Here is a 13,213-nt window from a genome sequence, read left to right on the forward strand (position 1 = left end):
CATTTTTTTGGTGGAGAATATCGGATTCGAACCGATCACCTCTTCACTGCCAGCGAAGCGCTCTAGCCAAATGAGCTAATTCCCCAATTAGTGCAAATATAAAAAACTTCTTGCCACAAATAGCTTTTATAAATGGCAAAACGAAAATTGGGCAATTATTTCTTAAACGATTTTTTGCTTGCCTTATCCATTCTTCTAGTTTCTTTTCCGCCAATGCCAAGTAGTTTAAATCCTTTTCTCTTTTTCTTTTTGTAGAAAGATTCTCCTCGTTTGCCGGTAGGTTTAAATTTCTTTTTTCGTTTGTAAGAAAAAGCATCGGCTGTCATATTGTATCCGCCACGCACACCCCTCGACCGCATACGTGCACTGTAGTCACTTTGGTGCGAATTTTGCCTTGAGCCTAAAGAAAATTTTTTTCGCTTCGATTTAGACATTTTTCTTCTTTGCTTAGAAGAAATTCCTCTTGAGTGCTTTACGCTGTGCGAGCGCTTTCTGGAACTAAACGGGTCAGAGTCAGGACCACCTGCATACGCAGAAACAGAATATCCATCGAATGTACTCGATAAAAAAAATAAGATTAAAATAAATACTCCAATGAGTTGTTTGGACATAAAATTAATTCAACTAAAAGATACTATTTTTTCTTCTTCTTGTCGTGCTTCTTGGCGTTTTCCCAAATAACATGCCAAACAAGCCTCTTACCAAGGATTTGCCAATTTCTTTAGTTACCGGGCTCCCCAATACTTGTTCCATGGTCGATTTTTCGGGCTTTGTTTTTTCTTTTTTCTGCTCGGTAGTTTTTTCGGATGTAGCATTATTTTGTGCAGCAATCCGCTCTGTTAAAATATCGTGTGCGCTTCTGCTATCTAGCTGTTCCTGATATTTTTTGTACAAGTCAGAATTCGCAATATGTGTAGTAAACTCATCTTCTGTAAGCATTCCCATCATAGATCTTGGCGGAAATAAATGAGTTACGGCCGGAGTGGTTGGTATTCCTTTTTCATTCAACACCGTTACCAATGCCTGGCCAATTCCCATAGATGTCAATACTTTTTCAATAGCATAGAACTCGGTGGTGGGGTATGTTTTAGCGGTCTTTTTTAAATTGTCGGCATCGTTTGGTGTAAAAGCTCTTAACGCGTGTTGTATTCTGTTCCCGAGTTGCCCCAATACACTATCCGGTATGTCTAAAGGCGATTGCGTGCAGAAAAATATTCCTACACCTTTCGAACGAATCAAACGAATAATTTGTTCAATTTGATTTAGAAAAGCAGGAGACGAATTGTTAAATAATAAATGTGCTTCATCAAAGAAGAAAACCAATTTAGGTTTTTCTAAATCGCCCACCTCTGGTAGTGTTTGGTATATTTCTACCAATAAGCTTAGCAGAAAAGTAGAGTAGAGTACAGGCTTGTCTTGAGCGTCAGAAATATTCAATAGGCTTACAACGCCCATTCCGTCTACCTTTTCAAAAAAATCGGAAATATCAAATGAGGGTTCGCCAAAAATGGTCGAAACTCCTTGCTGTTCGAGCGATACAATTTTTCGTAAGATAGTGCTTGCCGTAGAAGTAGATATTTTACCATACTCTTCTTTTATTTCTTTAGCGCCATCGCCTTCTGCTAAATAGTTAAGTGTTTTTTTTATGTCTGCTAAATCCAACAGCGGAAGATTTTTGTCGTCTGCATATTTATACAATACCGTCAAGGCGCCTGTTTGTGTGTCATTCAGCTCCAATATTTTTGATAGCAACAATGGGCCAATTTCTATACTTGTGGCTCTTACTTGTGCTCCTCGTTTTCCGGTTAAAGATAGCAGCTCAACAGGAAATGCTTTGTTGGTGTAGGGTACAGACAATGCGTGTATTCGTTCCTTTATTTTTTCCGTAAGTATGCCTTCTTTCGCCATGCCCGATAAATCGCCTTTTACATCCAATAAAAAAACAGGAACACCCGCATCAGATAGTTGTTCTGCCAATAATTGTAATGTGCGTGTTTTTCCCGTTCCTGTTGCCCCCGCCACCAAACCATGTCTGGTAAACATTTTTAGCGGTATCGAAACTTTGGCATCTCCAATAATTTCATCGTTAAAAACGCCCGCTCCTAAATAGATAGAAGTTGAACTAAAAGAATAATTAGATTGTATATTTTTTATGTACGTGTTTTTGTCTGACATTTTTTGTGGTTTTAGTTCCCCTCACTTTTAAGATAATTATAAATACAATATAACACGTGGTTGTGTGTGTTTTTATTTTCAATTAGAGACTAGATACTTACCAAATTTTGCTCGTATAACCCCGTTTTTACGTAACTTACAGTCAATACAATGATCACATTTTTTAAAACATACTTTTTATTTTTTTTACTTGTTGCATCTGTTTCAATGAGTGTTGCCCAAACTAGCGCACCGTGGAAACATATGTATGAAAAGGATAATATAACAGTGTATTACCGAAAATCCCCCGAATCATCCATACATGAACTTAAACTAACAACTACCGTAAACGCATCTCTTTCATCGGTTGTACATTTGTTGCAAGATGTAAAAGCCTATCCGGAATGGGTATATAGAACAGTTAGTGCACACGAAATAAAAGAAATAAGCCCTAGAGAGACATATTACTATGTGGTTTCCGATTTTCCTTGGCCTTTAACTAATAGGGATTATGTGGCTCACAATAAGCTTTCTCAGGATAAAAAAACAAAAATTGTTACTTCTAATTCTGTAGCCAGTCCTACTGTTCTGACGGAGAAAAAAGAGTTTGTACGGATAAAAGAGATGAAAACAGAATGGAAATTTACGCCACTTTCTAATGGGTTTGTTAATGTTACTTATACTCTACAAAGCAATCCTGGCGGCAATTTGCCAGATTGGTTAATAAACCTAGCCGTGGATAAAGGACCGTACGAAACCTTACTGAAATTTAAAGCGTTGTTGCAAGAAGAAAAATACAGGAAAGTGAAGGTTGCTTACATTCAAGATATATAGTCGCAGAGCCTTAAAAAGTAATACCTTAAAATCGTAACCTGCCAATAGTAATTAACGTTCAAGTCTTAATAAAACCCTCCTTTAAAACTTTGTAATACGATTTTTTTCGCTTACTTTGAGAGATTGTTAATATCATTTAAAAGATAATTTCTGTAAATAATTTATAAAATTAATATGTACTTGATGAGAAGAGTTTTACTAACCATTTTTGTTTTGGTAAGTATAGTAAACAAAGGTATTTCCGAGAATTTGTTTTGGATTGGCGGTTCAGGCAATTGGAATGATACCAAACATTGGTCGTTGTCAAGCGGAGGTGTTTCTGCAGCAATGTTTCCGACAAATTCGGATAACGTTATTTTTGATAAAAAATCAACCACAACACAAGGCGATTTTGTAGTAACGATCAATACAGATGCGGTTTGTAATGACATTACAATAAAGGAAGAAGCTTCCGGACTTACATTAAAAGGAGGCTCTTCTGTTAAGTTAAGTGTTTTGGGCGCATTTCAGAGCTACGCATCTACCGTTACGAATGATTTTTCAGGAACAATTAGTTTAAACAAAGCAAAACTAAAGTCCTTTACATCTAAAGGGTTTGTTTTTGGAGCAAAAACTATTTTTGAAGGAGGAGGCTTGAACCCTCTTGCTCCTGTGGTTACAGTTACTGTAACAAATGCTACGTGTAAAAGTTCTTGTAACGGAACAGCAACTGCGATTGTTTCTGGAGGTTCTGGAAGTTATGCATACACTTGGCAAGGAACAGGTCAAGTAGCCGCAACCGCTACGGGCTTGTGTGCGGGTACTTATATTGTTACTGTCACAGATTTAGTAAGCAGCGAAACAGGAATTGGAGTTGGTTCTATTTCCGAGCCATCTGCTATTGTTGTGCCATTCTTTAGTAATACCCATGTAACATGTAATGGTCTGTGTAATGGGTCTTCTACTCCTGTTTTAGGTGGTGGTACTCCTGGATATACCTTTGTTTGGTCGCCTGGAGGGCAAACCGGATCTACCGCTACAGGTTTGTGTGCCGCAACGTACACCCTATTAGTTACAGATGCCAATACATGTACCTCAACATTTACAACCACCATAACTCAGCCCAACACATTAGTTGCTAATGGAAATACAAAAAACATATCGTGTAATGGTGTTTGTACGGGTAGTGTTGGTGTAGCACCAACAGGCGGAACAACTCCTTATACCTATTCTTGGTCAACGGGCTTAACCAGCACTACTGTTAATGGGCTTACCGCCTTATGTGCAAATACATACAGTGTTGTTGTGCGCGACAGTAAAGGTTGTACAGCTTCTTACTCTGGAACTGTTTCCGAGCCTTCTGTATTATCTGTAGGAACTAGTTCTACCAACGTATCGTGTGGAGGTTTGTGTGATGGTGTTGCAAATGCAAACGGGGTGGGTGGTACATTGCCATACACGTATGCGTGGTCTAATAGCGGGGCTGTAGCTTCTGTTTCCGGTCTTTGTGCTGCGGCATATACCGTTACTGTTACCGATGGTGGTAGTTGTACGAAAACAGCTACCGTAACAATTACTCAACCCCTTACTCTTACTGTTTCTCCTACTCAAACTCCTGTTACATGTTTTAATCTTTGTAATGGCGCAGCTGCTGCCGGAGCCTCGGGAGGAACATCTCCTTATTCCTATGTTTGGTCTAATACACAAACAGATGCGTCTGCTACAGCACTTTGTGCAAATACCTATACGGTAGTAGTTACCGATTTTAATCTTTGTACAACCACCGGAACTATTACAGTAACACAGCCTAATGTGCTTGGTGTTACTACAACATCGGCTAATGTGGCTTGTAATGCGGTTTGTACCGGTTCGGCTTCTGCAACAGGTAGCGGGGGGACATTGCCATATACCTACGCTTGGTCTAATGCTGCAACTTCAGCAGCAATTGGTAGTTTGTGTGCGTCAAACTATACAATTACTGTAACAGATGGAAACAGCTGCTCTGTAACATCTACGCTTTCTATTTCTGAACCTACTGCATTATCAGGTAATCCAAGCTCTGTGAGTACCAGTTGTAGTGGGGCTTGCGATGGTTCCGCTTCTATTGCGCCTTCAGGAGGAACAACCCCTTATACGTATGCTTGGTCTAACAGTGCTGTTACTTCAGGTATTAATAATGTTTGTGCGGCAAACTATACCGTTGTTGTAACAGATGCTAGTAGCTGTTCAATCACAAGAACTGTTAATGTAATTGAACCCAACACGTTAAATTTAAGTATTGCGACAAATACCGCATCTTGTAATGCAGGATGTAACGGTACTGCTGCTGTTACCGTTTTGGGTGGAACAGCCCCTTATACCTATGCTTGGAGCAATGCTGCAACTGGAAATAGTGTTACCGGTTTGTGTGCAGGTACGTATACTGTTGTTGTTACTGACGCAGGTCTTTGCTCAAAAACAGAAACCGTAAGTATTGCGCAGCCTGTTGCAATTAGCTCTACACTTACATCTACCGATGTGCTTTGTTTTAGCCAAGCCAATGGAGAGATTGATGCCGAAATAAGTGGAGGTACAACACCTTACAATTATTCTTGGTCGCCCGGGGGACAAACAACGCAGGATTTAACGGGATTGACTGCGGGAACCTATACACTTTCTATTACAGATGGTAATTTGTGTCCTTATACAGAAACGGTTACTGTTTCACAACCCAATGTGTTAAGCATAAATCCATCAATTACAAATGTTACTTGCTCTGGAGATTGTGATGGAACAGCTACTGCGAATGCTTTAGGTGGAACTACCCCTTATTCCTATGCTTGGTCCACAGGAGATGTAACTGCCTCCGTAAGTGATCTTTGTGCCGGCAGTTATACTTTATCTGTTTTAGATGATAATAATTGTCCAGCAGTTCAAACTTTTTCAGTTTCACAGCCTACGGTATTGTCGGCTCAAATAACAGGAAGTACACCAACTTGTGCGTTGTGTAACGGTACCGCAACCGGTTTTGCTAGTGGCGGCACAGCTCCATATAATTATTTGTGGTCAGATGGACAAACTACTCTTGTCGCGACAGGCTTGTGTATTGGCAGCTACACATTTACGGCAACAGATTTTAATTTGTGTGTTGCTACAGCTACCGTAGACATTGTTCAAACAGTTAATATTGCAATAAATGTTTCTGCTCCTAATATTTCGTGTTTCGGAGCTTGTGATGGAATTGCTACAGCCACTCCTTCGGGCGGGAATGCACCATACACCTACTCTTGGAGTACCAACGAAACCGCTGCAACAATTTCTAATTTATGTGCTGGCACATATACAATAGAAGTTAATGACTCTCAACTTTGTTTTAATACCGCAACTGTAACCCTTACAGAGCCTGCTATTCTTGCATTCTCATCTGCAACCAGTTCTGATATTTCTTGTTTTGGTGCAGATGATGGAGATGCGGCTGTAGCTGTAACTGGCGGAACAACCCCTTATACCTATGCGTGGTTGCCCGGTGGAGAAACTACATCAAGTTTAACTGGCCTTTCCGCTGGAACTTATACTATTGATGTACGTGATGTTAACGGATGTACTATTCAACAAACTTTCATTATAACCGAACCTACCCAAATTGTCTCTAATTATACTGTTACAACGCCTCCAAATTGTTCATTAAGTGATGGTAATGTAGCTACCACTCCTTCGGGTGGAACATTGCCTTATACATATGTATGGAGCAATGCTGCTACTACACAGAATTTGAGTAATGTTGCGGCAGGAACATACTCTCTTACAATTACGGATGGTTCAGGTTGTTCTACGTCCGAATTGGTAAATGTTGCAAACATAACCGGTCCAACTATAACTACATTTTCTAGCAATATAAGCTGTAATGGGTTGTCGGATGGTGTTGTTGGGGTTACTCCGGCCGGAGGGGCTTTCCCATATACTTATTCCTGGTTAGTTATTGGGAATACCACAGATTTTGTAAGCAATCTTCCTCAGGGCACCTATACCTCAAGAGTAGATGATAATATTGGTTGTATCGTGTTTACAAATATTACGATTACAGAGCCCGCACAACTTGTTTCTGATGCAGTATATTCGGATGTTACCTGTAATGCTCTTTGCAACGGTACTGCAAACGTAACTGCTACTGGCGGAACAGCTCCTTACACATATGTTTGGTCTTCGGGTGGATATACAACAGGAAACATTACAACTTTATGTGCAAACTCTTACACGGTTGTAGTTACAGATGCCAACAATTGCAGTGACACGGAGGTGTTTACAATTACAGAGCCTACCGTACTTACATCAACTCTTACCTATAATGACATTGTTTGTTTTGGTCAGTGTAATGGTGGTGCTACAGCTAATCCAGCTGGAGGGATTACACCTTATACATATGCGTGGAGTACAGGTGCTGTAATAAGTTCGATTACTAACTTGTGTGCAAATACCTATTCCTTGGTTATAACAGATGATAATAATTGTAGTATTACAAATACTGTTGTTATTGTTGAGCCACCATTATTAACAACCACACTTACATCAACCAATATAACTTGTAATGCTTATTGCGATGGAACTGCAAGTGTTGCTGTTAATGGTGGTACTGGAGCCTATACATATGCTTGGTCTCCGGGTGGAGAAACAATTGACGCACTTTCTGCATTATGCCCAGGAACATATATAATAAATGTAACCGATGCCAATAGTTGCGCATCTACAAAAACAGTTTCTATTACCGAGCCAAATGCACTTGCAATAGGATTAACGACTACCAGTGTGAGTTGCAATAGTATTTGCAGTGGGGTAGCTAATTCGTTAGCCACAGGAGGAACAGCACCGTATACCTATGCTTGGTCAACAGGTGCTTCAATATCAAGTATTACAGGATTGTGTGCCGGATCTTATACGATATCACTTACAGATACGAATATGTGTTCTGTTGCCCAAATATTTACAATTGATCAGCCTACACCATTATTAGCTAATGCACTCAATGTAGCGCCTGCATGTTTTGGCAGTTGTGATGCTGTTGTTTTTGCTAGTCCTGTTGGTGGAACAACTCCTTATACCTACAATTGGCAACCGGGAGGACAACTTACTCCTGCAGTATTAAATCAATGTTCAGGAACTTATACTGTAACAGTAACTGATAGAAATGGCTGTTCTGATGTGAAAACGACTACAGTAACCGACCCACAACAAATAACGATTTTAACAGCCCAATCTCCACCTAATTGTGGTTCGTCAAATGGGTCAATAACAGTAACTCCAGTAACAGGGGTAGGTCCTTATATATACCAATGGTCGCCAAGTGGGCAAACTTCAGCCGCAGCAACAGGTTTGGCAGCAGGTATTTATACATTAACGGTAACAGATATAATTTCTTGTCAAGAAACATTTACTATCACACTCAACAACAATGGCGGTCCTACTGGCGAAACAGTTACAGTGGTTGATGCGCTTTGCTTTGGAAATTGCGATGGGTCAATTAGTGTAAGCCCTGTTGGAGGAACTACGCCTTATACCTATAGTTGGACAGATGGTCAGACAAACGCTTTGGCTACCGGATTGTGCATGGGAACTTACATTTTAGAAGTAAAAGATGCAAGCAATTGTATTCGTTTTGTAACTGATGAGGTAGATGAACCGGATCAAATTGATTTTGGGGCAACAATTACTAATGCAACTTGTGGTGGAATATGCGATGGAGACATTTCTCTTGCTCCTTCAGGTGGAACCGGTGCTTATACCTATTTATGGAGCAATGCTGAGACAACAGCTCAGATTACCGCTCTATGCGGAGGTTCTTATACCATAACGCTTACAGACGACAATGCGTGTGAATATTCAAATACACTTACCGTAAATCAAAATATTACAATTGCGATTAGTCATACCGTTACCAATTCATCATGCAATGGCAGTTGTACAGGTACCGCTAATTTTTCTGCGAGTGGAGGAAGTGGTGCATATAGCTATTTGTGGCAGCCGGGTGGATTTACAAGTACCAGTCTTACCGGATTATGTTCCGGTACTTATACCATAACAGCAACAGACACTTTGGGTTGTTTTGGAACAACTACTGTTCAAATAGCAGAACCAACTTCACTTTCTGCAGCTACCAATTCTGTGGCCCCAACTTGTAATCAATGTGATGGGCAAGCTTCTTTAGTTCCAAGCGGAGGAACAGCACCATATACATATGTGTGGGGAGTTGGCGGAACAGATTCATTAGTTACTGGACTATGTGCAGGAATGATTACCTATACCGTTTACGATTCTTTTAGTTGCAACACTTCTGGATCTTTTGTATTAAACAATAATGGTGGTCCAACAGGAGAAACTTTTGTTACCACAAGTGTAACTTGTTTTGGAGCTTGTGATGGAACAGCTTCCATAACACCTATAGGTGGAATTTCACCATATACTTATAGTTGGTCAACCGGAGAAACAAGCAGTGTTGCAAATGGCTTGTGTGGCGGAGTGCATTCAGTTCAAGTAACGGATTCGTTAGGTTGTGTTAGAACCACAACGGTTTCTATTGATGAGCCGACTCAATTAGCAGCTACACCTGTTGTAACCGATGCTACTTGCGGCTTGTGCGATGGTGTAATTGCTGTTAGTCCTACTGGTGGAACTACACCTTATACATTTGCATGGAATACCGCTTCTACCGCCAGCTCTGTATCTGCGCTTTGTGTAGGTATTTATACTGTTGTTGTTACAGATGCAAACAATTGTTCTCAAACACTTAATGTTCCTGTTTCTAATCCTAATGGTCCGGCTATTGGTTTAACCACTACCTCTGTAACCTGTTTTGGATTTTGTGATGGAACGGCTATTTCGGCAGCATCCGGAGCTACACCTCCTTATACCTACTTGTGGAGTAATGCTTCTACAGATACATCAATTACAGGTCTTTGTGCAGGTAATTACAATATACAATTATCAGATAATGCGGGCTGTGTATCCATACAGTTGTTCACGGTTTCTGCTCCGGCTGTTGTTTCGGGTAATGCCTCAAATACAACCCCTACTTGTTTTGGAAATTGTGATGGAGCTATTGTTATGTCAGGAACCGGTGGTATTTCTCCTTATTCTTATTTGTGGAATACAACAGAAACCACTTCTTCTATTTCTGCGCTATGTGCCGGAAACTATACTGTAACAATAACCGATTTTAATGGATGTTCAACAGATGTTGTTACTACACTAACTCCACCGGCTGTATTAACTGTCACCAATACGGTAACAAATCCGGGTTGTGGTTTGTGTGATGGAGTTGTTACTTTAAGTCCATTGGGCGGATCTTCTCCGTATACATTTAATTGGAGTAATGGTCAAACAGGTCAATCAATAACTGGAGTTTGTGCAGGGTCTATAAGTTATACAGTTCAAGACGCAAATAGTTGTACACAGAGTGGTGTAATTGTAATTAATAGTAGCAATGGTCCTACAGGAGAAACCATTACAACAACATCTGTAACTTGCTTTGGATTGTGTAATGGAGTTGCAAGTATAACACCTATAGGTGGAACAGCACCATACACCTACGATTGGGGCGGAGGGCAAACAGGACAAACAATAAGTGGATTGTGCGTTGGAGATTATTCTGTACAAATTACAGATGGACAGAGTTGCGTAAGAACAGCCACTCTACAAATACTAGAACCTAGTGTGCTTGCTACAACGTCTGTTGTAACAGATGCAACGTGTGGATTGTGTGATGGAGGAATATCGGTTACACCAAATGGTGGTACTTCTCCATACACGTATTTATGGGATGATGGGTCAACCAACAATAATGTTTCTCTTTTGTGTATTGGTGTCTATACCGTTACGGTTAGAGATGCCAACAATTGTTCTCAAACCTCTAGCATACCTGTATCTAACCCTAATGGACCTTCGTTAACATTAACAACTACCAGTGTAAATTGTTATGGTGCTTGTACTGGGTCTGCTACAGCAATAGTTAGCGGAGTAATGGGGCCTTATACATATTCTTGGAGCAATTCCAACACAACAGATACGCTTATTACAAATGTATGTGGAGGAAATTACAGTATTAAAGTTTCGGATAACTTGGGATGTGCGACCATAAATGTATTTACAATAGATGAGCCTGCTCAGTTTATAGAAAACGCAACTATTACAAGCCCAACTTGTGGTCAGTGCAACGGTTTAATAACGTTAGCTCCAACCGGAGGTACTCTTCCAATTTCATATCAGTGGAATACAGGAGATACCATTACTACCGTAAGTAATGTATGTGCAGGTGCTTATAATTTGCTAGTTACCGATGGAAACAACTGTACTAAATCTATAACATATCCCGTTAGCAATACCGGAGGACCAACCGGAGAAACTATTACAACAACTAGCGTAAGTTGCTTTGGACAATGTACCGGTACTGCTACCGTAACACCGGTTGGTGGTACAGCTCCTTACACATACTTATGGTTAGTGCTAGGTAATACAACAAACAGTGTAACTGGTTTATGTGCTGATGACTATTACATACAAGTATCAGATGCAAATAGTTGTATCAGAACAACCTCGTTATCAATTGCGGAACCACCTACATTTACAATAAATCCTACCGTGGTGGCTCCAACTTGCGGTGTGTGTGACGGTGTTATTACACTAAACCCAACCGGAGGTACAAGCCCATACACATTTAGTTGGAATACGGGCGATGTTACAGCCGCTGTTTCTAATCTATGTGCCGGAAATTATAGTGTTACTGTTTCGGATGTTACAGGGTGTCCAACCGCCTACCAAGTAGCATTAAACAACCCGGGTATTTCGGTTGCTGTTATTACAACAAGCGTTAGCTGTTTTGGTGTGTGCGATGGAACTGCAACCTCCATAGTTACAGGAACAAATACACCATTTACCTACAGTTGGAATAATGGTGATACCAATGCTAATACAACCGGATTGTGCGATGGAAATTATTCTATGCAGGTAACCGATAATATTGGTTGTATTGCGGTAACGTCTTTCTCTATTGATTTTCCATTACCTGTGGCAGCAAACCTGCCTATAACAACCAATCCAACTTGTTTTGGAGATTGCGATGGAAATGTGAATATAATTGCTATTGGCGGAGTTTCTCCATACAATTATAGTTGGAGTAATGGCAATACAACATCAGCATCTACGGGGTTGTGCGCTGCAACATATACGTTAGTTATTTCAGATAAAAATGGCTGCTCCAATACTCTCCAAAATCAATTAACTGAACCATCTGCCCTTGTGCTTACAAAAACGGTTACTCCGGCAGTTTGCTCTAATGTAACTGATGGAACAATTGATATAACAGTTTCTGGAGGAACAACGACTTATACGTATCAATGGTCTGGATCGGTTTCTGCTACAACAGAAGATATAACCAATCTTGCGGCTGGAACTTATACTGTACTTGTAACAGATGCCAAAGGATGTACCCAAAGTGATACTGCCTCATTCTCTTACCAACTAATATTAAATGCAATTGCAGGGAACGATACTAGTTTCTGTGAGGGGGCATTGTTAGCACTTAATGGAACTGCAAGTACAAATGCTATTACATATCAATGGACAGATCTTGCAACATCCACTACAGTTGGGGTTGCTGCTTCGGTTACAGTTACACCTACTGTAGGCACTACTAATTATATCCTTACTATTGTAAATGGTGTTTGTACAGACAAGGACACCGTGATGGTATCTTCTGTGGCGTTGCCGGTGGTAGATGCTGGTCAAGATGTTTCGGTGTACTTAAATGGAACTACTACAGTGGGCGGAAACCCTACCGGTCCTGTTGGTTCAACATACAATTGGATTCCTGTTGTTGGACTATCAAACCCTACGGATGCCAATCCTGTTGCAACACCTAGCGTAACAACTTCTTATACCGTAATAGTTACTACCTCATTAGGTTGTAGTAATTCTGACAATGTTGTTGTTACAGTGCTTCCGGAAATATCATTCTACAACGGATTGTCTCCTAATGGCGATGGCGTAAACGATTACTGGATGATAGATAATATTCAAAAATTCCCGAATTGTTTGGTTGAGGTTTATAATCGTTGGGGAGAATTACTATTCAGTTCAGTTGGTTATAGCAATCCGTGGGATGGAACGTACAAGGGCGAACAGTTGCCAGTGGGTACGTATTATTATGTAATTAATTTAAATGATTCTGAATTCCCAGATCCATATTCGGGACCAATTGTAATCATGAGATAAAAAAAGT

4 protein-coding genes and 1 tRNA gene are annotated in these 13,213 nt (G+C 40.3%); 2 read left to right on the forward strand and 3 right to left on the reverse strand.

The genetic code is table 11. The annotated features are described in order from the left end of the window. Positions 1-8: 8 nt before the first annotated feature. From J0M08_00725 to J0M08_00735, 3 genes are all read right to left on the reverse strand, one after another. Positions 9-85 (reverse strand) — tRNA-Ala (locus tag J0M08_00725). A gap of 70 nt (positions 86-155) precedes the next feature. Then, positions 156-611 (reverse strand): hypothetical protein, encoded by a 456-nt coding sequence (locus J0M08_00730; protein ID MBN8701565.1) that lies wholly within the window; start codon positions 609-611, stop codon positions 156-158. A gap of 13 nt (positions 612-624) precedes the next feature. Continuing rightward, on the reverse strand, positions 625-2,175 hold the full coding sequence (locus J0M08_00735) for a DUF853 family protein (GenBank protein ID MBN8701566.1): 1,551 nt from the start codon (positions 2,173-2,175) through the stop codon (positions 625-627). Between the two features lie 150 nt (positions 2,176-2,325). Here J0M08_00735 and J0M08_00740 point away from each other — a divergent pair, with 150 nt between their 5' ends. Both J0M08_00740 and J0M08_00745 read left to right on the forward strand, forming a co-directional pair. Continuing rightward, the gene (locus J0M08_00740) at positions 2,326-2,988 is read left to right on the forward strand and encodes an START domain-containing protein (protein ID MBN8701567.1); all 663 of its coding nucleotides are present in this window, start codon (positions 2,326-2,328) and stop codon (positions 2,986-2,988) included. A gap of 183 nt (positions 2,989-3,171) precedes the next feature. Then, on the forward strand, positions 3,172-13,206 hold the full coding sequence (locus J0M08_00745; protein MBN8701568.1) for a gliding motility-associated C-terminal domain-containing protein: 10,035 nt from the start codon (positions 3,172-3,174) through the stop codon (positions 13,204-13,206). Positions 13,207-13,213 lie beyond the last annotated feature (7 nt).

The sequence above is a fragment of the Bacteroidota bacterium genome (assembly GCA_017303975.1).
Classification (GTDB): Bacteria; Bacteroidota; Bacteroidia; order JAFLBG01; family JAFLBG01; genus JAFLBG01.

Bases quoted from the DNA above. Each gene is read 5' to 3' on its own strand.
- J0M08_00730 (MBN8701565.1), bottom strand. From the start codon at position 611: ATGTCCAAACAACTCATTGGAGTATTTATTTTAATCTTATTTTTTTTA.
- J0M08_00735 (MBN8701566.1), bottom strand. From the start codon at position 2,175: ATGTCAGACAAAAACACGTACATAAAAAATATACAATCTAATTATTCT.
- J0M08_00740 (MBN8701567.1), top strand. From the start codon at position 2,326: ATGATCACATTTTTTAAAACATACTTTTTATTTTTTTTACTTGTTGCA.
- J0M08_00745 (MBN8701568.1), top strand. From the start codon at position 3,172: ATGAGAAGAGTTTTACTAACCATTTTTGTTTTGGTAAGTATAGTAAAC.